Annotated in this window: 19 protein-coding genes; 12 read left to right on the forward strand and 7 right to left on the reverse strand. The window is 71.7% G+C overall.

What is annotated here, in order from left to right; all coding sequences use genetic code 11:
• Nucleotides 1-305 precede the first annotated feature (305 nt).
• Nucleotides 306-1271, forward strand: a complete 966-nt coding sequence (locus tag ACLBX9_RS11415) for a lipid kinase (protein WP_010685175.1) — start codon at nucleotides 306-308, stop codon at nucleotides 1269-1271.
• Nucleotides 1268-2035, forward strand: coding sequence for a TerC family protein (locus ACLBX9_RS11420; protein ID WP_010685174.1), 768 nt, complete (start codon nucleotides 1268-1270; stop codon nucleotides 2033-2035). Before ACLBX9_RS11415 ends, ACLBX9_RS11420 begins: the two co-directional genes overlap by 4 nt.
• A gap of 267 nt (nucleotides 2036-2302) precedes the next feature.
• On the opposite strand, the gene leuS is transcribed toward ACLBX9_RS11420, so the two are convergent.
• On the reverse strand, nucleotides 2303-4885 hold the full coding sequence (gene leuS / locus ACLBX9_RS11425) for a leucine--tRNA ligase (protein ID WP_447719002.1): 2583 nt from the start codon (nucleotides 4883-4885) through the stop codon (nucleotides 2303-2305).
• Nucleotides 4886-5292: 407 nt separating this feature from the next.
• Here leuS and ACLBX9_RS11430 point away from each other — a divergent pair, with 407 nt between their 5' ends.
• Nucleotides 5293-6000: a YggS family pyridoxal phosphate-dependent enzyme gene (locus ACLBX9_RS11430; RefSeq protein ID WP_447719034.1), complete on the forward strand. Its 708-nt coding sequence runs from the start codon at nucleotides 5293-5295 to the stop codon at nucleotides 5998-6000.
• Nucleotides 6001-6003: 3 nt separating this feature from the next.
• Here ACLBX9_RS11430 and ACLBX9_RS11435 read toward each other — a convergent pair whose 3' ends face one another.
• Nucleotides 6004-6570, reverse strand: a complete 567-nt coding sequence (locus ACLBX9_RS11435; protein ID WP_447719003.1) for a L,D-transpeptidase family protein — start codon at nucleotides 6568-6570, stop codon at nucleotides 6004-6006.
• Nucleotides 6571-6968: 398 nt separating this feature from the next.
• On the opposite strand from ACLBX9_RS11435, the gene ACLBX9_RS11440 reads away from it, so the two are divergent.
• From ACLBX9_RS11440 to holA, 9 genes are all read left to right on the forward strand, one after another.
• Nucleotides 6969-7655 carry a response regulator transcription factor gene (locus ACLBX9_RS11440; RefSeq protein WP_010685170.1) on the forward strand — a complete coding sequence of 229 codons (687 nt, stop codon included), beginning with the start codon at nucleotides 6969-6971 and terminating at the stop codon, nucleotides 7653-7655.
• Nucleotides 7656-7720: 65 nt separating this feature from the next.
• Complete coding sequence (locus ACLBX9_RS11445; protein ID WP_447719004.1) at nucleotides 7721-8173, forward strand: cyclic nucleotide-binding domain-containing protein; 453 nt, start codon at nucleotides 7721-7723, stop codon at nucleotides 8171-8173.
• A gap of 141 nt (nucleotides 8174-8314) precedes the next feature.
• The gene (gene dapD / locus ACLBX9_RS11450; protein ID WP_039893858.1) at nucleotides 8315-9160 is read left to right on the forward strand and encodes a 2,3,4,5-tetrahydropyridine-2,6-dicarboxylate N-succinyltransferase; all 846 of its coding nucleotides are present in this window, start codon (nucleotides 8315-8317) and stop codon (nucleotides 9158-9160) included.
• A gap of 26 nt (nucleotides 9161-9186) precedes the next feature.
• Complete coding sequence (locus ACLBX9_RS11455; RefSeq protein ID WP_447719005.1) at nucleotides 9187-10041, forward strand: alpha/beta fold hydrolase; 855 nt, start codon at nucleotides 9187-9189, stop codon at nucleotides 10039-10041.
• 169 nt (nucleotides 10042-10210) lie between these two features.
• The gene (locus ACLBX9_RS11460; RefSeq protein WP_447719006.1) at nucleotides 10211-11074 is read left to right on the forward strand and encodes an acid phosphatase; all 864 of its coding nucleotides are present in this window, start codon (nucleotides 10211-10213) and stop codon (nucleotides 11072-11074) included.
• Nucleotides 11075-11207: 133 nt separating this feature from the next.
• The gene (locus tag ACLBX9_RS11465) at nucleotides 11208-13466 is read left to right on the forward strand and encodes a TonB-dependent siderophore receptor (protein WP_010685165.1); all 2259 of its coding nucleotides are present in this window, start codon (nucleotides 11208-11210) and stop codon (nucleotides 13464-13466) included.
• Nucleotides 13467-13583: 117 nt separating this feature from the next.
• Nucleotides 13584-14540, forward strand: a complete 957-nt coding sequence (locus ACLBX9_RS11470) for an AEC family transporter (RefSeq protein ID WP_447719007.1) — start codon at nucleotides 13584-13586, stop codon at nucleotides 14538-14540.
• A 161-nt stretch (nucleotides 14541-14701) separates the two neighbouring features.
• Entirely contained in the window at nucleotides 14702-15247 is a 546-nt protein-coding gene (gene lptE, locus ACLBX9_RS11475) for an LPS assembly lipoprotein LptE (protein WP_039893855.1), read from the forward strand.
• A 2-nt stretch (nucleotides 15248-15249) separates the two neighbouring features.
• Nucleotides 15250-16281 (forward strand): DNA polymerase III subunit delta, encoded by a 1032-nt coding sequence (holA, locus tag ACLBX9_RS11480; protein ID WP_010685162.1) that lies wholly within the window; start codon nucleotides 15250-15252, stop codon nucleotides 16279-16281.
• A gap of 5 nt (nucleotides 16282-16286) precedes the next feature.
• On the opposite strand, the gene ACLBX9_RS11485 is transcribed toward holA, so the two are convergent.
• The 5 genes from ACLBX9_RS11485 to mnmG all read right to left on the reverse strand — a co-directional run bounded on the left by ACLBX9_RS11485 (nucleotide 16287) and on the right by mnmG (nucleotide 21538).
• A complete protein-coding gene (locus ACLBX9_RS11485; protein WP_447719008.1) occupies nucleotides 16287-17021 on the reverse strand; it encodes a class I SAM-dependent methyltransferase in 735 nt (244 codons plus the stop codon).
• A 121-nt stretch (nucleotides 17022-17142) separates the two neighbouring features.
• Complete coding sequence (locus tag ACLBX9_RS11490; RefSeq protein WP_447719035.1) at nucleotides 17143-18036, reverse strand: ParB/RepB/Spo0J family partition protein; 894 nt, start codon at nucleotides 18034-18036, stop codon at nucleotides 17143-17145.
• A gap of 108 nt (nucleotides 18037-18144) precedes the next feature.
• Complete coding sequence (locus ACLBX9_RS11495; RefSeq protein ID WP_010685159.1) at nucleotides 18145-19002, reverse strand: ParA family protein; 858 nt, start codon at nucleotides 19000-19002, stop codon at nucleotides 18145-18147.
• On the reverse strand, nucleotides 18999-19634 hold the full coding sequence (gene rsmG, locus ACLBX9_RS11500) for a 16S rRNA (guanine(527)-N(7))-methyltransferase RsmG (protein ID WP_447719009.1): 636 nt from the start codon (nucleotides 19632-19634) through the stop codon (nucleotides 18999-19001). Before rsmG ends, ACLBX9_RS11495 begins: the two co-directional genes overlap by 4 nt.
• Nucleotides 19631-21538 (reverse strand): tRNA uridine-5-carboxymethylaminomethyl(34) synthesis enzyme MnmG, encoded by a 1908-nt coding sequence (mnmG, locus tag ACLBX9_RS11505; RefSeq protein ID WP_447719010.1) that lies wholly within the window; start codon nucleotides 21536-21538, stop codon nucleotides 19631-19633. The genes rsmG and mnmG overlap by 4 nt, the downstream gene beginning before the upstream one ends.
• Nucleotides 21539-21700 lie beyond the last annotated feature (162 nt).

Below are 21700 nucleotides of genomic sequence, written 5' to 3' on the forward strand. Positions count from 1 at the left end.
CCTTCCTGGCGGCCGGGTCTGACGTCTGATGGCGGAACGCGCCCGCCTGTCCGAGGCGCTTCATGGACGGCTCGGGCGCGTCCACCATCCTGCCGGATGATTCGGCCGCGACCAGCCCTGGATTGCGGGGATGATGGGGTTGCGTTCGTGCGTTTGGGTACCAAGTCGGGGACAGCCTTGGCCTTGCCGGGCCTGAGGCTGTTCCCAGGTTCTCATCCCTTCCGCACCGCGCCGCCGCGCATCGAGGATTCCGTGGTCCGACCTGAGACCGAGACGCCGGCCGGCCCGCAGGCCGGGATCCCGCGATGAGCACCGTCCAGCGCCGGGCGCTGCTCATCTGCAACGCCAAGGCCCGCAACGGCGGGCTCGACCTGGAGGAGGTGCGCCGCATCCTCCGGGAGGGCGGCATCGAGCCGGTCGAGCCGCCGCCGGACGCCGAGTGCCGCGACGTGATCCGCGCCGGGGCCGGCAAGGTCGACCTCGTGATCCTCGGGGGCGGCGACGGTACCATGAACCACGCCGCGCCCGCGCTGGTCGAGAGCGGCCTGCCGCTGGCCATCCTGCCGCTCGGCACGGCCAACGACCTCGCCCGCTCGCTGAGCCTGCCGCCGGATCCCCTGGCGGCGGCACGCTTCATCCCGACTGCGCAGGCGCGGCCCGTGGATCTCGGCTGGGTCAACGGCCATTATTTCTTCAACGTGGCGAGCGTCGGGTTCTCGGCGGAACTCGCGGGCGAGCTCACCGCCGAATCGAAGAAGACGTTCGGCGTGCTCGGCTACGCCGTCGCGGCCGTCCGGGTCCTGCGCCGGGTCCGGCCCTTCACGGTGACGATCGAGCACGACGGCACGGTGGAGAAGGTCACCACCATCCAGGTCTCGGTCGGCAACGGCCGCCACTACGGCGGCGGCATGACGGTGGCCGAGAGCGCCGCGGTGGATGACGGCAAGCTCGATTTCTACAGCCTGGAGATCAACCACTGGTGGCGGCTGCTCGCGCTGCTCCCCGCGCTGCGGCGGGGCACGCACGGCCGCGCCGCCGACGTGCGGGCCTTCCACGCCCAGGAGATCCGGCTCTCGACCCGCAAGCCCCGGCCGGTGAACACCGACGGCGAGCTGACCACGCACACGCCGGCCCACTTCAAGGTGATCCCGAAGATCCTGCAGGTCTTCGCCCCGGAGCCGGTGCGCGGGCCCGCCCCGTTCGACCTCGCTTCCCTCGGCAGCTCCTTCGGCAGCCGCCTGTTTCCGACCAGCGAGGCGCCCCGCCTGTGACCGACCTGCTCCAACTCGCCAGCCAGCCCGCCGTCTGGGCCGCCCTCGCCACCCTGGTGGTGATGGAGGTGGTGCTCGGCGTCGACAACCTGATCTTCATCTCGATCCTGACCAACAAGCTGCCGGCGGGTCAGCAGACCCGGGCACGGCGCATCGGAATCGGGCTGGCGCTGATCCTGCGGCTGGGCCTGCTCGGCACGGTGGCGTTCATCGTGCACCTGACCGAGCCGGTCTTCTCGATCCTCGGCCAGGACTTCTCCTGGCGCGACATGATCCTGATCGGCGGCGGCCTGTTCCTGCTGTGGAAGGCCACCAAGGAGATCCACCACACGGTCGATCCCGACCCCGACGCGAAGGAGGGCGGCGGCAGCCTCGGTTTCGGCGCGGCGATCGGCCAGATCCTGCTTCTCGATCTCGTCTTCTCCATCGACTCGATCATCACGGCGGTCGGCATGACCGAGCACGTGCCGGTGATGATGGTGGCGGTGGTGGTCGCCGTGATCGTGATGCTGGTGGCGGCCGAGCCGCTCTCGGCCTTCATCGCCCGCAACCCCACGGTGGTGATGCTGGCCCTGGGCTTCCTGATCATGATCGGCATGACGCTGATCGCCGAAGGGTTCGGCGCGCACGTGCCGAAGGGCTACATCTACACCGCCATGGCGTTCTCGGCCGGCGTCGAGGGGCTCAACATGCTGGCCCGGCGGCGCAGGCGGGGTGCCAAGGGAGAGGCCGTTGCGCCGGTCGATCAGGCGCGGCGGGCCTGAGGCCGTGTCCGAGTGATCAAACCGAGGCCGCAGGCGAGCCCGGCCCCGGAGGAGCACGCCGCAGGCGGGCGATCCCGAATCGCCCGCCGTGCCGTGCACGTTGTGGATCCGGATTCCGGGCCCTGCTCCACAGTCCCGGAATGACGATGTTGTTCCTGCGCGCGGGAGCCAGATCTCGTTGGCCCGAATTCGGAGCCCTGCGCCCGGATGGGTCTGCCGGTTGGCGGGTCGCTCTCTAAAACGGCTCTCCGAATCGACCCGGACGCTTCACACCACCAGGTTCACGATCCGCCCCGGCACCACGATCACCTTGCGGGGCGCCCGCCCCTCCAGGATCGTCTGCACCGCCTCCAGCGCCAGGGTGGCGGCCTCCACGGCCTGGGCGTCGGCGTCCCGCTTCACGGTGACGTCCGCGCGCTTCTTGCCGTTGATCTGGACCGGCAGGGTGATCTCGTCCTCGACGAGGAGGCCGGCCTCCGCCTCCGGCCAGGGGGCCTGGGCGACGAGGCCCGGGCGCCCCAGCACGGCCCAGCACTCTTCCGCCAGATGCGGCATCATCGGCGCGATGAGCTGCACCAGGATCCCGGCCGCCTCCTGGGCCGCCGCCGGCGAGACCGGGCCGCGCAGGCCCTCCTCCAGGGCGTTGGCCAGGGTGTAGATATGGGCCACGCAGCGGTTGAAGCGCAGGCGCTCGATATCGTCCTGCACGGAGGCCAGCGCCCGGTGGGCGGCCTTGCGCAGGGCGAGGTCCGCGGCGCCGTCGCCGGTCGCCTGCCCGGCAGCGTTCACCAGCCGCCAGACCTTCTGGACGAAGCGGGCTGCGCCCTGCACGCCCTCCTCGGTCCAGATCACGTCGCGCTCGGGCGGCGAGTCGGACAGCATGAACCAGCGTGCCGTGTCGGCCCCGTAGCTCGCGATGATGTCGTCGGGGTCGACCACGTTCTTCTTCGACTTCGACATCTTCTCGATCGGGCCGATGGCGACCGGCGCCTGAGTTTTCACGTGAAACGCGCGGCGCTCGCCCTCCTCGGCGGTGATCCGGACCTCGGCCGGGGGCACCCAGGCGCCGGCGGCGTCCTTGTAGGTCTCGTGGACGACCATGCCCTGCGTGAACAGGCCCGCGAAGGGCTCAGGCGTGCCGGCCCAGCCGGTCTCGCACATGGCGCGCATGAAGAACCGCGCGTAGAGCAGGTGCAGGATCGCGTGCTCGATGCCGCCGATATATTGGTCCACCGCCAGCCAGCGGTCGACCACCGCCCGGTCGGTGGGGGCGTCCGCCAGCCAGGGCGCGGTGAAGCGGGCGTAGTACCAGGACGAATCGACGAACGTGTCCATCGTGTCGGTCTCGCGCCGGGCCGGCGCGCCGCAATGCGGGCAGGGCACGTTCCGCCACGCGGCGTCGCGCTCCAGCGGGTTGCCGGGCTGCTCGAAGGAGACCTCCTCCGGCAGCCGCACCGGCAGCTCCGCCACCGGCACGGGGACCGGGCCGCAGGACTCGCAGTGGATGATCGGGATCGGGCAGCCCCAGTAGCGCTGGCGCGAGACGCCCCAGTCGCGCAGGCGGAACTGCACCTTGCGGGTCGCGATCCCCTCGCCTTCCAGCCGCCGGGCCACGGCCTCGAAGGCCTCCGCCGTGCTCATCCCGTCGAGGAAGCGCGAGTTGATCATCCGCCCGTCCTCGACATAGGCGGTGTCGGTGACGACGAAGGCCGCCGGGTCCCGGCCCTCGGGGCAGACGACGGGCGTGTTGCCCAGACCGTACTTGTTCGCGAAATCGAGGTCGCGCTGGTCGTGGGCCGGGCAGCCGAACACCGCGCCGGTGCCGTATTCCATCAGCACGAAGTTCGCCACGTAGACCGGCAGCTCCCAGGACGGGTCCAGGGGGTGGCGGACGGTCAGGCCGGTGTCGAAACCGTGCTTCTCGGCGGTGTCGATCGCGGCCTGGGCGGTGCCGGTGCGGCGGCACTCCTCGATGAAGGTCTGCAGGTCCGGCCTGCCCACGGCCAGAGCGGCCGCCAGGGGATGGTCGGCCGCGATCGCCAGGAACTTGGCGCCGTACAGCGTGTCGGGCCGGGTCGTGTAGACGGTGACCGAATCACCGGCGCCGGCCACCGGCCGCGCCAGGGCGAACCGGACCTCCAGACCCTCCGAGCGGCCGATCCAGTTCTTCTGCATCAGCCGGACCTTGTCCGGCCAGCGGTCCAGACCGTCGAGGGCGGTCAGCAGATCCTCGGCAAAGTCGGTGATCTTGAAGAACCACTGAGTCAGCTCGCGCTGTTCCACGAGCGCGCCCGAGCGCCAGCCGCGCCCGTCGATCACCTGCTCGTTGGCCAGCACCGTGTGGTCCACCGGGTCCCAGTTCACCTTGGCGGTACGGCGGGTGACCAGGCCCTTCTCCAGGAAATCCAGGAACATGCGCTGCTGGTGCTTGTAGTAGTCGGGGTCGCAGGTCGCGATCTCCCGGCTCCAGTCGAGCGACAGGCCCATGGCCTTCAGCTGGTCGCGCATCGACGCGATGTTGGCGTAGGTCCAGTCCCGTGGGTTGACCTTGCGCTCCATGGCGGCGTTCTCGGCCGGCAGGCCGAACGCGTCCCAGCCCATCGGGTGCAGCACGTTGAAGCCGCGGGCGCGCTTGTAGCGGGCGACCACGTCGCCCATCGCGTAGTTGCGGACATGGCCCATGTGGATGCGCCCCGACGGGTAGGGGAACATCTCCAGCACGTAGTATTTCGGGCGCGAATCGGAATTGTCGGTCTCGAACAGGCGCTGCTCGGCCCAGGCTTCCTGCCAGCGCGGCTCGGCATCCTTGGCGTTGTAGCGCTCGACGGGCTGGGGGACGGTGCTGGTCATGGATCCGATGAGGTCAGAGGCTCGACGGCGTTCGGGGAACGGCCGCGGCACGGTCGCGCCGCGATAGCATATCTGCGCCGGAGCCGGTCAACGGCGGGCGCGATTCGGACTTGCGCGGGGCGCGCGAGCGCATAGGTCGGCAGGAACGGTACACGACGCGGACTCAACCGCGGGGTCATCCCATCCACCCCCCTCATCCTGAGGTGCGGCGAAGCCGCCTCGAAGGAGGGCTCCAGGGATCGCAGTGGTGTCCGGAGGGCTCCTCCGAGGCCTCCGCGCCGCTCCGGCACCGCAGGATGAGGCGGTTGGACGGGATGACCGTCGCGCAATCCGGCGCCCGGCAGCGACAGGACAGGCACGCCATGGACGATGCGACCACCGACACGAACGCCCTCCCGACCGACGGGATGGGTCACAGGACTGAGAAGCCCCCGGTTGGGCAGGCCGACGTCGCCGCCGGCCTCGCCGAGGTGCGGGCCGCCATCGCCCGGGCGGCCGAGGATTCCGAGCGCGACCCCGCCTCGGTGCAGCTCGTCGCGGTCTCCAAGACCGTGCCGGCCGACGGCATCCTGCCGGCGCTCAAGGCCGGACAGCGGGTCTTCGGCGAGAACTACGTCCAGGAATCCACCGCGAAGTGGCCGGACCTGCGGGCCCGCTATCCGGATGTGGAGCTGCACCTCGTCGGCCCGCTGCAATCCAACAAGGCGCGGGAGGCGGTGGCGCTGTTCGACGTGATCCACTCCCTGGACCGCCTGTCGCTCGCCGCGGCGCTGGCCAAGGAGATCGACCGGTCCGGCCGGACCCCGAAGCTGCTAATCCAGGTCAACACCGGCGCGGAGCCGCAGAAGGGCGGGGTTCTGCCCGACCAGCTCGACACCCTGCTGTCCGAGTGCCGCGAGACCCACGGCCTGGCGATCCAGGGGCTGATGTGCATCCCCCCGGCCGAGGATCCGCCCTCCGCCCACTTCGCCCTGCTGGCCCGGCTCGCGAAGGCGCACAATCTGCCGATCCTCTCCATGGGCATGAGCGCGGATTTTCCGGCCGCGATCCAGCTCGGCGCCACCCATGTCCGGGTCGGGACGGCGATCTTCGGGGCGCGGACCCGGAAGGCGTGAGCCTCACCCGATCCGCAGATGCGTCCGCGGCCCGAGCCGGCGGAGCAGCCGCAGCAGGTCGGCCCGGGCCAGGGCGACGCAGCCCTCCGTCGGGCGGTAGCCGTCCCGGGCGACATGCAGGAAGATCGCCGAGCCCCGCCCCCTCCGGATCGGGGCGCGGTTGTAGTCGAGGTCGATCACCACGTCGTACAGCCCGTCGCCCCGCCACATCGCCTCGGCGCTCACCCCCGGAGCCGGCAGGCGGATCGGTTGGTTGTAGCGGCGGTGGCGCCGGTCGTCACACCAGCCGTCATCGGGACGGGTCGCCCGGAGCGGCAGCGCCGTGCGCGGACGGATCCCGAGATGGTCAGGCCGGTAGGCGCCGCCCCGCAGGCGGAAGCGTCCCCGCGGCGAGCCGCCGTCGCCCTCGCGCTTGTCGCCGACGATGCCGCCGGCCCCGAGGGCGCAGGGAATCACAGCCGTGCCGACCAGGAGTTGCCCGCGTCGCCGGTCTCCGACCAGCGCCCGCACGCGGATCTCGCCCAGCGTCTGACGGATCGGTCCGGGATGCTCACTCTGCCGTCGACGCACGCCCAGCCCCTCCGCTATTCGTCCTCACCGGGCCGCCGAGGCCGGATGGCGCTTCTCAGAATCGGAAGCGCGTAGCAAAACCGGTGAACAATTGCGCACAAGGCAATTTCCAGCCACAAACGTTGCCCTATCCTTAGCCGGAAACCGGACCGCCGAGTCGGGATCAGGGAGCGAACCCATCCACCGCCTGGGCGGTGGGATCGACGCCTCCGGATCCCGGTCCCGTCCAGTCCGCCGCCGCCTCGTTCGCCGCGCGTTCAGCGTCCGGCCTGAACAATGATGCGGAAACAAAAGCCTCGGCAGAGTCGCCGCGCGCGATCCTGCCGAGATTTAGTCATCGCACGCTGCGACCGGAAGGCGGCCCTCCCCTTCCCGCAGCTTGCTCTGGGACCCGGACGATGTCGAACGCCTACCGCTTGCTGATCTGCGACGACGACGCGATCCTGCGCGACACCCTCACCGAGCAGCTGGATCTCTGCGAGGAATTCTCGGTGTTCACGGAAGCGAACGCCGCGGACGCGATCCGGCGGGTCGCTTCGGAGCGCATCGACCTCGCCGTGATGGATGTCGGCCTGCCCGACCTCGACGGGCGCGAGGCCGTGCGCCGGATGCGGGCCGGCGGCTTCCGCGGCCCGGTGATCATGCTGACCGCGCAGGATTCCGAGGCCGACCATGTCGAGGGCCTGGAGGCCGGCGCCAACGACTACGTCACCAAGCCGTTCAAGTTCGGTATCCTGCTGGCCCGGATCCGCGCGCACCTGCGCAGCCACGAGGCCTCCGAGGACGCGGTGTTCCAGATCGGCCCCTACACGTTCCGGCCCGGCGCCAAGCTGCTGGTCGGCGAGCGCGGCTCGAAGCTGAAGCTCACCGAGAAGGAGACCGCGATCCTGCGCTTCCTCTACCGGGCGGGGCGCGCCGTGGTGAACCGCGACACCCTGCTCGCCGAGGTCTGGGGCTACAACGCCCACGTCACCACCCACACGCTGGAGACGCATATCTACCGGCTGCGCCAGAAGATCGAGCCGAACCCCGCCACCGCGGCGATCCTCGTCACCGAGGGTGGCGGATATAAATTGCTGCCCTGACTGTTCCGGTTTTTGCGTGTAATCGATCCTGCAATCCCGGTCGGCAGGGTTGATGGGGCGGTTCCTTGGGGCTCGACGACGACATCGCGATCCTCGCCGCCGCGCCGGTATTCGGCTTCCTCGACCGTGATGCCCTGCGCCTGCTGACCTTCGCGGCCGAGCGGCGCGAACTCGCCGACGGCGACCTCCTGTTCGACCGCGGCGACGCCGCGGATGGCGGCTTCGTGGTCCTGTCCGGCACGATCCGGCTGACCCCGCGCCAGGGCGGTGGCGAGCCGGTGCGGGCCGGCCGGTCCGCGGTGATCGGGCAGCTCGCCCTGTTCGTGCGCGGCACGCGACCCACGCAGGCCCGGGCCGAGGGCCCCGCGGAAGTCATGCGCATCACCCCGACTCTGATGCGCCGCGTCCTGGAGGAATTTCCGGAGGCCGCGCAGGCGGTCCACGCCACGCTGGCGCAGGATCTCGCGGCGTTCGTGACCGATCTCGACCGCGTGCGGGTTCTGCTCGACGACGCGTGAGGATGACGGCGGTGCGCGCCGCCTGCGCCGTCCCCTCCCCTCCCCTCAGGTGACAGGCCCGAGCCCCGCTTGTAAGCACGGGCTCCCGTCGCACGAGTTGTCCAGATCTCCATGTCTCAGCCCTCCCCGTCTCAGGCCGGCATGCCCCATTCCGATCTCGCCCAGACCATCGAAGCCGCCTGGGAGGACCGCGCGAACGTCTCGACCGCCACGAAGGGCGCGGTGCGCGAGGCCGTCGAGGCGGCCCTGGACCTGCTCGATTCCGGCAAGGCCCGCGTCGCCGAGAAGAGCGGCAACCACGACTGGGTGGTCAACCAGTGGCTCAAGAAGGCGGTGCTGCTCTCCTTCCGCCTCAACGACATGGCGACGATCGAGGGCGGCCCCGGCGGCGCTCCCTGGTGGGACAAGGTCGCCTCCAAGTTCGCCGGCTGGGGCGAGGCCGAATTCCGGGCCGCGGGTCTGCGCGCGGTTCCGGGCTGCTTCGTCCGCCGCGGCTCCTACATCGCGCCGGGCGCCGTGCTGATGCCGAGCTTCGTCAATCTCGGCGCCCATGTCGGCGAGGGCACCATGGTCGACACCTGGGTGACGATCGGCTCCTGCGCGCAGGTGGGGAAGAACTGCCACATCTCGGGCGGCGCCGGCATCGCGGGCGTGCTGGAGCCGCTCCAGGCCAACCCGGTGATCATCGAGGACGATTGCTTCATCGGCGCCCGCGCCGAGGTGGCCGAGGGCGTGATCGTTGGCCAGGGCAGCGTCCTGTCGATGGGCGTCTATATCGGGGCCTCCACCAAGATCGTGGACCGAACCACCGGCGAGGTGATGTACGGCCGCGTGCCGCCCTACTCGGTGGTCGTGTCCGGCACGATGCCCGGCAAGGCCCTGCCGGACGGCTCGCCCGGTCCGGGCCTGTACTGCGCGGTGATCGTCAAGCGCGTCGATGCCGGCACCCGGTCCAAGACCGCCATCAACGAGCTGCTCCGCACCTGATTCGTCCGGGACTCGAGGGCGGCCCCATGGAGACGCAGGCGCTGAACCTCACGGTGGCGGGCCGGCCGGTGCCGACCCCCTGCGACGTGATCGGGCAGGGCAGGGACGCGCTGTTGCTCCCGGCCCTGTCGACCATCTCGGCGCGTGCCGAGATGGAAGGCCTCGCCCGGGCGCTCGGCTCGGATTATCGCTGCCGCATCCCCGACTGGCCGGGTTTCGGCGCCCATCCCCGGGTGCGGGTGCCGCTGGCCCCGGAGACGTTCCACGCCTACCTGGACGCGCTGCTCGAAGCCGCTCCGGGCCCCTACGCCCTCGGGGTCGCGGCCGGCCACGCGGCGGGCTACCTCGTGGCGGCGGCGCGGCGCCATCCGCAAGCCTTCGCGCGGCTCGTCCTGGTGGCGCCGACCTGGCGGGGGCCACTGCCCACCGCGATGCCGGGCCGGGCCCACTGGTTCCCGCGCATCCGCCGGGCCGTGGAGGCGCCGATCCTCGGCGAGGCCCTGTACCGGATCAACATCAGCCCGCCGATCATCGGCCGGATGATGCGCGCCCACGTCTACGCCGATTCAGCCCGGGTGACCCCGGACCTGATCCGGGGGAAGCACGCGATCACCCGCCAGCGCAACGGCCGGTTCGGCACCGCCGCCTTCGTCACCGGCGGCCTCGACCCGGTCGGGAGCCGGGAGGCGTTCCTCGACCTGTTCGGCGGCCCCCTGCCGCCGACCCTGGTGCTGCGGCCCGCGGGCGCCCCGCGCCGCTCCGGGGCCGAGATGGACGCCCTGATCGCGAGCGGCCGGGTGACCGGCGCCGCGATTCCCGGTGCCCTGAGCCCTCACGAGGAGCATCCGCAGGCGGTCGCGGCCGCGATCCGGGCGGGCTGAGGGCGGCCGGCACAGGGTGCCGGTTCGATGCTCCGGCGGCCCGGATCGACGCCGGGGCGCGCCCCTGGACAGATCGGGGCGGCTGTGCAGGGACTGAGGCGGCCGGTCGGGACGTTCGTTCGGCAGCGGGAGCGGCCCGCAGATTCCATCCGAGCCAACCACGGATCCGATGCTCCGCACCCTGACCCCGCCGATTCTCGCCGTGCTTCTCGCCGCCGTGCCCGCCCGCGCCGAGGAGACGCCCCGCCCTCCCCCGCCGGACGCGGCCGCCCCGTCCCTCGGCTCCGACACGCTCAAGCCCGGCAAGCCGGCCGTGAAGCCCTACCTGGCCGACGCCGCACTCCCCGACGGGATCCAGATCCTCCTGCCGCCGCCCGCCCACGACGCGCCCCTCGACAAGGCGGACCGGGCCGCCTTCGCCAACACCCGCGCCCTCAAGGGCAGCCCCCGCTGGGACATCGCCGCCAACGACGTCTCCGAGGGGGCCGCCGCGGTGCTGGAGAACTTCGCCTGCGTGCTCGGCACCCGCATCGACCAGGCCCGGGTGCCGGCGGTGATCAACCTGCTGGAGCGCGCCCGCCTCGATCTCGCCCGGGCGACGCGGGGACCGAAGGTCCACTATCGCCGCCTTCGACCCTTCGTGGGCAACGAGGCGCCGATCTGCGTGCAGCGGACCCAGGCGCTGGCCGACAGCTTCAGCTACCCGTCGGGCCACGCGACGCAGGGATGGGCCTACGCGCTGATCCTGGCGGCCCTGGTGCCCGAGAAGGCGACCCCGATCCTGGTCCGCGGGCGGGCCTACGGCGAGAGCCGGGTGGTGTGCGGCGTGCACTGGCTCAGCGACGTCGTGGCGGGACGCCTCACCGGCACCGCGGTCTTCGCGGCCCTGATGGGCGACCCGACCTTCCGCGCCGACCTGGAAAAGGCCCGCGCCGAACTCCGCGCCGCCCTGGCCGGGGCCGGGGCGGCCCCCGATCAGGCCGTCTGCACCCGCGAGGCCAACGCCCTGCGCGAGCCGCCGCTGGATTTCTAGCCTCGAACGATTCCAGATTTGAAGTCTTCTAAGTGTGTGATTTACAACACGAATTCGGCTTGATCGCGAGGCCGTGACCGGTTGAACGTGGGCTCCGTACCGCGCCTGAGTTTGAGCGCGTTCGGGGTCTCCGATGTCACTCAGTTCCGTCCGGATTGGTCTGCTTCTCGCCAGCACCGCCTTGACCGGCGTCGCCCTCGTCGGCGCGGCCGCCGCGCAGGGTGCCGCCGCACAAGGTGCGGCCGTGCAGCTCAACGAGATCTCCGTCGAGGCGAGCCGCCCGGCGGCGGCGCCGGTGGCCGGTGCCGGGACCGGCGGCGCGAACGTGAGCGGGGGCGGCGGCAACAGTTCGGCGACGAGCGGCGGCGGGGGCGGCCCCTCGGGCGTCACCGGCTACGTCGCCCGCGTCAGCCCCACCGCGACCAAGACCAACACGCCGCTGATCGAGACGCCGCAATCGGTCTCGGTGGTCACCCGCGAGCAGCTCAATGACCGCAACGTCCAGAGCCTCAACGAGGCCCTCGCCTACACGCCGGGCGTGGCGAGCAACGTGTTCGGTTTCGATCCGCGGGCCGATTCCTTCTACATCCGCGGCTTCGCCGAGACCTACGACGGCATCTTCCGCGACGGCCTGCGCCAGACCGGCGTCGGCTTCGCGGTGCCGCGCATCGAGCCCTACGGCGCGGAAGCCCTGACGATCCTGCGCGGTCCGGCCAGCGGGCTCTACGGCCTCGGCTCGCCGGGCGGCATCGTCGACGTGACCAGCAAGCGCCCGGTCTTCGCGCCCTTCGGCGAGGTCTGGTTCCAGGGCGGCAGCTTCGACCGCTACCAGGGCAATTTCGACCTCGGCGGCCCGGTCGAGGGCTCGGACGGCACCATGGCCTTCCGGCTCACCGGCGTCGCCCGCCAGTCCGACACGTTCCTGCCGGGCCCGGGCGTCCGGGACGACCGGTTCACCATCGCCCCCGCCTTCACGTGGCGGCCCTCGAGCGACACCACCTTCACGCTGCTGACCGAGTTCCAGGAATCGAACGTCCCGGGCAACGCGAGCTTCTACAACTTCCCGGGCTTCCGGGTGTCGCGGATCTACTCGGGCGACGGCGCGCTCAACACCTACCGGACCGACCAGCACCGGATCGGTTACGCCTTCGAGCACGTCTTCACGCCGGACCTGATTGTCCGGCAGAACTTCCGCTACACCGGGGTCGACGCCAACTTCTCGTACACGCAGGTCGATTCGGTCACCGGCCTCAGCGCGCAGCGCTCCACCGGCCTGTTCAAGCAGTCGCTGGCCTCCGTCGCGGTGGACACGCAGCTCGAGGGCCATGTCCGGACCGGGCCGGTGGCCCACACGCTGCTCGCCGGAATCGACTACTACCACTACGATTTCTCGAGCCTCGCCGGCTTCGGCGTGGCGCCCGACCTCAACCTGCTCACGCTGAACTACGGCCGCCAGCCGATCGCCCGGCCGAGCATCGACCGCACCTCGCGGCAGGCGCAGGACCAGGTCGGCCTCTACATCCAGGAACAGGCCAAGTGGGGTCAGTTCGTGCTGACGCTGACGGGACGCCAGGACTGGGTCGCCTCCGACACGGCGAGCAACACCCGAGGCGTGATCGCCGGCCCGCAGAGCCAGAACGACAGCGCCTTCACGTACCGCGCCGGCCTGAACTACGAGCTGGCCCCCGGCCTCGTGCCCTACGCGAGCTACGCCACGACCTTCACGCCGCAGGTCGGCGTCAACACCGTCACCGGCCGCCCGTATCGGCCCGCCACCGGCGACCAGATCGAGGCCGGCGTGAAGTACCTGATCCCCGGCACCAACATCAGCGCGGCGATCGCGGGCTTCGACATCAACCAGACCAGCATCCTGCGCCAGGACCCCACGAACTTCGCCAACCAGGTGGCGACCGGCGCGGTGAATTCCCGCGGCTTCGAGATGGAGGCGACGGCGAACTTCGCGCCGGGCACCAACCTGACGGTCGCCTACACGCATCTCGACTTCCGGTTCGTCCGGCAGACCTCCGCGGTGACCGGCGCGGCGATCGACGGGAATCAGCTCTCGGGCATCCCGGGGGACACGTTCGCGTCCTTCCTGACCTACCTGTTCCCGCCCTCCTCGGCCCTGCGCGGCCTGACGATCGGCGGCGGCATCCGGTTCAACGCCAACAACTTCGCCGACGACGAGAACACGGTGCGCAACCCGACCGTGACGCTGTTCGACGCCCTCGTGGCCTATGATTTCGCCGCCCTCGACCCGAAGTACAAAGGCTTCCGGGCGCAGATCAACGCGTTCAACATCTTCGATCGCGATTACTACAACTGCCAGGCCGGCTTCTGCTACCGCGGTGCCCCCGCCACGGTGATCGGCAGCCTGATCTACCGCTGGTAGGCAACCGGAAGGGTAGGGGGCGGGACCAGCAACATGGCAGGCCCCCGCCTCCGGCACTGGAGATCGGCGCGGGGATCGTCCTAAGGCCGGAGCATCGTCCTCCGTCCCGGACCCGCCATGCTCTCGACCCTGCTGGTCGTGCTGCCGATCTTCGCGCTGATCTTCGCCGGCTGGCTCGCCCGGCGGATCGGCGTGCTCGGCGCCGCCGCCACCACCGAACTCAACCGCTTCGTGGTGTTCCTGGCGCTGCCGGCGCTCCTGTTCGACGTCACCGCCCACGCCCATTGGAGCACCATCTGGAAGCCCGGCTTCATCGGCGCCTTCGGCCTCGGCAGCCTCGCGATCTTCGCGCTCACCGTGCTGATCCGGCGGGGGCAGGGGCGCCCGCTGGCGGACGCCGCCGTGGACGGGCTCAACGCCGGCTACGCCAATTGCGGCTTCATGGGATTTCCCCTGGCGCTCGTCGCCTTCGGGCCGGAGGCCCTGGCGCCCACCACGGTGGCGGCCATCATCACGGTCTGCGGTGTGTTCGCGGTGGCGATCGTGCTGATCGAGACGGGGCTCCGGCGGGAGGCGGCGGCGACCGGCCGGACCGGGCCGCGCGTGCCCGTCTGGCGCGCGGTCGGCCGCTCCCTGGTGCGCAACCCGCTCCTCGTGGCGCCGGCGCTGGGTGCCCTGGTACCCGCCGCGGGGCTGGCGCTGCCGGCCGCCGCGGAGACCTTCCTGAAGCTCCTCGGCGGCGCGGCCGCGCCCTGCGCCCTGGTGGCGCTCGGCCTGTTCCTGGCCCAGGAGCGCCGGCCCCAGGCCGGGCAGGGGCGGGTCGCGGCCCTCCTGGTCGGTCTGAAGCTCGCCGGCCACCCGCTCCTGGTCTACGGGCTCGGCCGCTCCCTGTTCGACCTGCCGCCGCTCCTGCTGCACACGGCGGTGCTCATGGCCGCGCTCCCCACCGGCACCGGGCCGTTCATGCTGGCGGAGTTCTACCGGCGCGAGGCCGACCTGACCGCCACGGTGGTGCTGGTCTCCACGGTGCTGGCGGTCGTCACGGTCTCGGCCTACCTGGCGGCGATCGGCTAGAGCCGTGACATTCCGAAACCGCGCGACCACGCTCTTGCCGCAGAGCACGCGCAACGAGGACGCGCGACAGGGAATCGTAACGGTTGGTCTCTAGCATCGTGGCGCGGCACGCCGTGTCCGCGCTAGAACGAACCGGCGAAGCGGGGTGGAACAGCGGCGCGATGGTGAGTTCGGGCGTATCGATTGCGGGGCGGATCGCTCGCCTCGCCTGCGTGGCCAGCCTGGGCTTGAGCCTCTCGGCCTGTTTCCGGCCGCTCTACGGGCCGACGGCGTCCGGCGAGTCCGTCCAGGCGCTGCTCGCCTCCGTCCAAGTCGACGAGGTTGCCATGGCTCAGGGCCAGGAGCGGCTCGGGCACTACCTGCGCAGCGAACTCGTCTTCGACCTCGACGGGTCGGGCCAGCCGGCGACCAAGCGCTACCGCCTGAAGCTCGCGGGCTCCGAGATCGTGCAGACGCCGCTCGTCTCCACCACCACCGGCCGCGCCGAAGCCGGCACGCTGGTGGCCAACATCAAATACAGCCTCGAGGACATGAGCGGCGCGAAGGTCTACACCGAGGGGGTCGCCACCTCGACGGCGACCTACGACCGCTCGGTCCAGCGCTTCGCCAGCCAGCGCGCCGCCCGGGATGCCGAGATCCGGCTGGCCAGCGTCCTCTCCGACCAGATCAAGAGCCGCCTCGCCGCCGTGCTCTCGACGAAGCCTTAGGCGTGACCGCCGTCAAGGCCGGCGAGATCGAGGGGCTGATCCGGCGCGGGCCCGATCCGCGCATCCCGGTGATCCTCGTCTACGGGCCCGACACCGGGCTCGTGACCGAGCGCGCCCGCAAGCTCGCCGAGGATTTCGTCGCCGACCCGGCGGACCCCTTCGCGCTGGTGCGGATCGACGGCGACGCCCTCGCCTCCGATCCCGGGCGCCTCTGCGACGAGGCCGGGACGATGGGCCTGTTCGGCGGCCGCCGGTCGATCTGGGTCCGGCCGGGGAGCCGCAACTACGCGCCGGCCGTCGAGGCGGTGCTGGGGGCCGCGGTCGCCGACGCCCGCATCGTCGTGGAGGCGGGCGACCTCGCCAAGAACAACCCTCTGCGCACCCTCTGCGAACGCTCGGCCAAGGCACTGGCGATCCCCTGCTACGCCGACGACGAGCGGACCCTCTCGGACCTGATCGAACGCACCCTGCAGGCGCGCGGCCTGCGTATCGACCGGGCCGCCCGGGAGGTTCTGGCCCGCAGCCTCGGCGGCGACCGCCGGGCCAGCCTGATGGAGATCGAGAAGCTCGCCCTCTACGCGGCCGGGGAGGGGACCGTCACCCTCGACCACGTCGAGGCGGTGACGAGCGACGTGGCGGCCAGCGTGCTCAACACGCTGATCGACGCCGCCTTCGACGGCCGCCGCGACGCGGTGGAGCGGGATTACCGGCGGTTCCGCCACGAGGGCCTGGACCCGGGGGTCGTGCTGGGTTCGGCCCTGCGCCACGCCCTCACCCTGCTGACGACCCGCCTCGACAACCCCGACAAGACGCCCGCCCTGATGGTGGCCACGTGGCGCGGCCTCCATTTCAAGCGCAAGGCCAGCATCGAGGGCCAGCTGGGCGCCTGGCCGGCCGGAACCCTGCGGCAGGCGGTGGCGGCCCTCCAGGAGGCGGTTCTCGCCTGCCGGCGGGCCGAGCCGGACCTCGCCCACGCGCTCGCCTCCGCGGCGCTGCTGCGCGTCGCCGAGGCGGCGGCGCGGCGGCGGCGGTAGGGGGCTCAAGCGCCGTCGAAGCGTCCGGCACGGCGGCGCGCGAGCCACGCGCCCCAGAACAGGCTGGAGAAGAAGCGGGTCGGAGCTTCGAAGCCGGCCGCATCCAGCAGGGTCGCGACGGCCTCCTCGGAGTGGGGCGGATCGGCGCCCTGCAGGATCTTCCCGCGCTTGGCCTCGATCTCCTCGGCGCCGGCGCCCTGCTGACGCCAGCGCTCGCCCCAGGCCGCCAGCAGCAGGGGCTGGCTCGCATACGCGTAGTGGTTGCCGGCCAGCACCAGGGGCGCCCCCGGCCTCAGGCGCTTGGCAATGGCGTGCAGGATCGCCCGCTTCGCCGCGTCGCCCGGCAGATGATGCAGCACGCCGATCAGGGTCGCGGCGTCGTAAGCCGCATCGCGGGGGAGGGCCTCCGGCGGGCCGCAGACGATCTCGGTCCGGTCGAGGAGCCCGTCCTGCTTCAACCGAGCGACGGTGAGATCCATCATGGCGCTGGAGGGGTCGACGGCAGTGAAGCGCCACGCGGGCTCAAGGGCCGCCGCGGTGACGATCTCGGTCCCCCCGCCGCCCGCACCGACGATCAGCAGCCGCGCGGGCGTGCCGCGACCCAGCGCGGCGGCGAGCATGCAGGCGGCGAGTTCGTGGCAGGCGTCGTAGCCGGCCAGGGCGATCCAGCTCTGCTGCGCGTATTCCCCCGCCCGGTCGGCGTCGAACTTCCGCGCCGCGGCGCTGACCCGTTCTGCCAAGATCTGTCCCTCCGATCATCGGGGCACTGACCGGGCTGCTGGTCCCGACCTCCGGTGGAGCGGCACGGCCGCTCAACCGGGATGGCCCGCGTTGGTCGAGGGCGGCGCCGACCGAGCCTTCTCAGCCGTCCGACACCCGGAAGCGGTTGAGCAGCCCCTGCAGCTCGTCCTGAGTCTCGTAGCGGATGCGGATCTCGCCCGAATCCGCGTCCTTCGGCCGGTAGGAGACCGGGACGCCGAGCGCCCGGTGGATCCGCAGCTCCAGGTCGCGGACCGGGGCGGCCCGCTCGGCGGAGAGGCGAGGGCGGCCGGCCCGGGGGGTCTCGGTCGGCTGGGCCTCGGCGGCCGCGATCGCCTCCACGTCCCGGACCGACAGGCCCTCCGCGACGACGCGGCGGGCCAGCGCCTCCGGATCGCGCACGGCGAGCAGCGCGCGGGCATGGCCGGCGGTGAGCTCGCCCGCCGAGACGCGCTCCTGCACGGAGGCCGGCAGGTTGAGCAGGCGCAAGGTGTTGGCGAGGTGGCTGCGGCTCTTGCCCAGGATCTCGGCCAGTTCCTTCTGCGTGTAGGAGAAGTCCTGCATCAGGCGCTCGTAGCCCGAGGCCTCCTCGATCGGGTTGAGGTCACTGCGCTGGACATTCTCCAGGATGGCGAATTCCAGCGAGCCCCGGTCGTCGATCTCGACCACCACCACCGGCACCTCGTCGAGCTCGGCCCGCTGGGCCGCCCGCCAGCGGCGCTCGCCGGCGACGATCTCGAAGGTCCCGGGCACGTCGCCGATCGCCCGCACGACGATCGGCTGGATGATGCCGCGCTGGGTGATCGAGGCCGCGAGCTCGGCGAGTTCGGTCTCGCCGAAGCTGCGGCGCGGGTTGCGCGGGTTGGGGCGCAGGAACTCCACCGGCACCTTGCGCTGCCCCTCCGCCTTCGCGGGCGCCTGCCCGGTATCGCCGAAATCGCCGATCAGCGCCGCGAGTCCGCGCCCCAGTCGGGGTCTTGCCCCCTCCTCCGCCATGATCGCCACCCGTGTCACGCTCCACACTCGACCCCTCAGGCCATGAGGGGGCTCACCGGGACGCGCCGCCCCGCGAGGCCGGCCGGTCCCCGTTCGACGTCGATGCCGTCAGGCCGCCGCCGGCACCCGGCCCTCGCGCTGGATCACCTCCGAGGCGAGGCGCAGATAGGCTTGGCTGCCGGCGCATTTCAGGTCGTACAACAGGGCCGGCTTGCCGTGCGAGGGCGCCTCGGAGATCCGGACGTTGCGCGGGATCACGGTCTCGTAGACCTTGTCGCCCATGAAGCCGCGCACGTCCGCGACCACCTGGGCCGAGAGGTTGTTGCGCGGGTCGAACATCGTCAGCACGATGCCCTGGATCGTCAGCTTCGGGTTGAGGGCGCCGCGGACCTGCTCGACCGTCCGCAGCAGCTGGCTCAGGCCCTCCAGGGCGAAGAACTCGCATTGCAGCGGCACCAGCACCGCGTCGGCGGCGGCCAGCGCGTTGATGGTCAGGAGGTTGAGCGAGGGCGGGCAGTCGATCAGCACGTAGCTGATCCGGCTGAGGCTCGGCGCCTGGGTCAGGCTCTTCAGCACGCCGCGCAGCCGGTGCGCCCGGTCGGGCAGGGTGGCCAGTTCCAGCTCCAGCCCCAGGAGATCCATGGTCGAGGGCGCGATCGAGAGCCGCGGCACCGCCGTGGGGACCACCGCCTGCGCCAGGGAGGCCTCGCCGGCCATCACCTCGTAGGTCGAGACCCGGCGGCTGGCGCGGTCGATGCCCAGCCCGGTGGAGGCGTTGCCCTGCGGGTCGAGGTCGATCACCAGCACGTCCTCGCCGATCGCCGCCAGGGCGGTTCCGAGGTTGATCGCCGTGGTGGTCTTGCCGACACCGCCCTTCTGGTTGGCGAGCGCCAGCACGCGCAGGGGGCGTCGCATGGATGAATCCATGGACCGGTCGGCGGGATCGCCGAGGATCGCTTCGCTCATCGGTGGCTCGGGGCGGCGAGGGCAGTGACGCGCACGATCCGGGCTTCGGAATCGGTCCGGCTCGGCACGAGGTCGTTAACGACTGTCCACTGCGTGGCGGCCTGGGTCAATTCGGCTTGTACGTCCCGGCCCTTCGGAAACAGACCGGTGGTGCCCGTTTTCAACAGAGGTGCCGTCCATGCGAGGAGCTGGGTCATCGGCGCCAGCGCCCGGGCGCAGACGATCTCGGTCCCGACATACGCGTCGATCACCGCCTCGATCCGGGCATTGCGCACCCGGACCGGCGCCTTCGTGAGGCGGGCCGTCTCGGTGAGGAAGGCGCATTTGCGCGCGTTGCTCTCCACGAGGTCCACCCGGATGCCCCGCTCCGCCCCGGCAATGGCCAGGATCAGGCCCGGGATCCCGGCGCCCGAGCCGAGGTCGAGCCAGCTGCGGGCCTTTGGCGCGAGATCGAGGAGCTGGAGCGCGTCGTCGATGTGGCGGCTCCAGACCTCCGTGAGCGTGGCCGGACCGACGAGGTTCTTGATCGGCTGCCAGCGCCTGAGCTGGGCCACGTAGAGGTCGAGCCGCTCGGCTGTTTCACGTGAAACACGAGAGCCGGCGAGGACGCGGGCGCGGTCCGGGTCGGTCATGCCGACAGGCGGCCAGCGCCCGCACGGTCCGCGCCCGATCGCTCGCCCCGCCGGGCGTGGGCGGCCAGGAGCGTCAGCGCCGCCGGCGTGACGCCCTCGATCCGCGCCGCCTGCCCCAGGGTGCCGGGCCGCACGGTCTCCAGCTTCGCGCGCATCTCGTTGGACAGGCCGCTGATCGCCGCGTAGTCGAGACCGGCCGGCAGCCGCACCGCCTCGTCGCGCCGGAAAGCGGCGATGTCGGCGTTCTGGCGGTCGAGATAGACCGCGTAGGTCGCGTCGGTCTTGAGCCGGTCGGCGATGCGGGGCGGGACTGCCGCGAGGTCGGGCCAGACCGCCGCCAAGTCCGCCCAGGCGATCTCCGGATAAGCCAGGAGCTGGAAGCCCGTGCGCCGGATCCCGTCCCGGTTGAGGCTGATCCCGTGGGCGGCCGCCTGGCTCGGCGTCAGGCTCAGCGCGTCCAGCCGGGACCGGGCCTCCGCGAGGGCCAACTGGGAGGCGGTGAAGTGCCCGGCGCGGTGGGAGCCGACGCAGCCCAGGGCGACACCGCGGGGCGTCAGGCGGGCATCGGCATTGTCGACCCGCAGGGACAGCCGGTACTCCGAGCGTGAGGTGAACATCCGGTAGGGCTCGCTGACCCCGTGGGTCACGAGGTCGTCGATCATGACGCCGAGGTAGGACTCGGCCCGGTCGAAGGCGGCGATGCCGAGCCCGCCCGCGTGACGGGCTGCGTTGAGCCCGGCCACGAGCCCCTGGCCGGCCGCCTCCTCGTAACCCGTCGTGCCGTTGATCTGGCCGGCCAGGAACAGGCCCGGCAAGCGCTTCACCTGAAGGCCCGCATCGAGCTCGCGCGGATCGACGTAGTCGTACTCGATCGCGTAGCCGGGTCGGAGGATCGCGGTGCGCTCCAGCCCCGGGATCGCCCGCACGAGGTCGTGCTGCACGGCCTCGGGGAGCGCCGTGGAGATGCCGTTCGGGTAGACCGTCGGGTCGTCGAGGCCCTCGGGTTCGAGGAAGATCTGGTGCCCCTCCCGGTCGCCGAAGCGCACGACCTTGTCCTCGATGGAGGGACAGTAGCGCGGGCCCCGGCTGGCGATGCCGCCGGAATACATCGGCGAGCGGTGCAGGTTGGCGCGGATCAGGTCGTGGACCGCCTGGGTGGTCCGGGTGATGCCGCACCGGATCTGCGGCGTGGTGATCCGCTCGGTGAGGGTCGAGAACGGCACCGGATCGGCATCGGCCTCCTGCATCTCCAGCTCGGCCCAGTCGATCGTCCGGCCGTCGAGGCGCGGGGGCGTGCCGGTCTTCAGCCGCCCGAGGCGCAGGCCCAGGCGGTCGAGGGTCCGCGCCAGCCCGATCGCCGGGGCCTCGCCGACACGGCCGGCTGGAATCTGCGTCTCGCCGATATGGATCAGGCCGCGCAGGAAGGTGCCGGTCGTCAGCACCACGGCGCCGCAGAGGAGGGTGCGCCCGTCGGCCAGGACAAGTCCGCATAGGTGGCCCGCGGCATCGAAGGCGAGATCCTCGCAGGCGCCCGCGATCACCGTCAGGCCCGCGGTATCGGCGATAGCCGCCTGCATGGCGGCCGCGTAGAGCTTCCGATCGGCCTGCGTGCGCGGGCCGCGGACGGCCGGTCCCTTGCGGCGGTTGAGCAGGCGGAACTGGATGCCGGCGGCGTCCGCAACCCGGCCCATCAGGCCGTCGAGGGCGTCGACCTCGCGCACGAGGTGTCCCTTGCCGAGACCACCGATGGCGGGGTTGCACGACATGGCGCCGATCGTCGCCGGATCATGCGTCACGAGGGCGGTGCGGGCGCCGCAGCGCGCCGCCGCGGCGGCGGCCTCGACGCCGGCGTGACCGCCGCCGACGACCGCGACGTCGAATCGGTCGCGTGTTGGTGTGTCCATCGTGGAACGAGCAGCCTCTCGCAGGGATCCCGCCGCAGGCTCGCGCGGGGGAGGGGGCCGGCTGGCCCGACATGGCGGGGCTGGTCTAAGCGGGTGCGGGCGCGGCGGTCAACGCGCCCGCGCGCCAGACCATGCCGCGTCGCACGAGATCGACGTCGATTT

Source organism: Methylobacterium sp. A49B (assembly GCF_053346215.1).

What these genes read in the sequence shown, in the direction of transcription:
- ACLBX9_RS11415 (WP_010685175.1), top strand. Translation starts at nt 306, where the DNA reads ATGAGCACCGTCCAGCGCCGGGCGCTGCTCATCTGCAACGCCAAGGCC.
- leuS (WP_447719002.1), bottom strand. Translation starts at nt 4,885, where the DNA reads ATGACCAGCACCGTCCCCCAGCCCGTCGAGCGCTACAACGCCAAGGAT.
- ACLBX9_RS11430 (WP_447719034.1), top strand. Translation starts at nt 5,293, where the DNA reads ATGGGTCACAGGACTGAGAAGCCCCCGGTTGGGCAGGCCGACGTCGCC.
- ACLBX9_RS11440 (WP_010685170.1), top strand. Translation starts at nt 6,969, where the DNA reads ATGTCGAACGCCTACCGCTTGCTGATCTGCGACGACGACGCGATCCTG.
- dapD (WP_039893858.1), top strand. Translation starts at nt 8,315, where the DNA reads ATGCCCCATTCCGATCTCGCCCAGACCATCGAAGCCGCCTGGGAGGAC.
- ACLBX9_RS11455 (WP_447719005.1), top strand. Translation starts at nt 9,187, where the DNA reads ATGGAGACGCAGGCGCTGAACCTCACGGTGGCGGGCCGGCCGGTGCCG.
- ACLBX9_RS11460 (WP_447719006.1), top strand. Translation starts at nt 10,211, where the DNA reads ATGCTCCGCACCCTGACCCCGCCGATTCTCGCCGTGCTTCTCGCCGCC.
- ACLBX9_RS11465 (WP_010685165.1), top strand. Translation starts at nt 11,208, where the DNA reads ATGTCACTCAGTTCCGTCCGGATTGGTCTGCTTCTCGCCAGCACCGCC.
- ACLBX9_RS11470 (WP_447719007.1), top strand. Translation starts at nt 13,584, where the DNA reads ATGCTCTCGACCCTGCTGGTCGTGCTGCCGATCTTCGCGCTGATCTTC.
- lptE (WP_039893855.1), top strand. Translation starts at nt 14,702, where the DNA reads ATGGTGAGTTCGGGCGTATCGATTGCGGGGCGGATCGCTCGCCTCGCC.
- ACLBX9_RS11490 (WP_447719035.1), bottom strand. Translation starts at nt 18,036, where the DNA reads ATGGCGGAGGAGGGGGCAAGACCCCGACTGGGGCGCGGACTCGCGGCG.
- ACLBX9_RS11495 (WP_010685159.1), bottom strand. Translation starts at nt 19,002, where the DNA reads ATGAGCGAAGCGATCCTCGGCGATCCCGCCGACCGGTCCATGGATTCA.
- rsmG (WP_447719009.1), bottom strand. Translation starts at nt 19,634, where the DNA reads ATGACCGACCCGGACCGCGCCCGCGTCCTCGCCGGCTCTCGTGTTTCA.
- mnmG (WP_447719010.1), bottom strand. Translation starts at nt 21,538, where the DNA reads ATGGACACACCAACACGCGACCGATTCGACGTCGCGGTCGTCGGCGGC.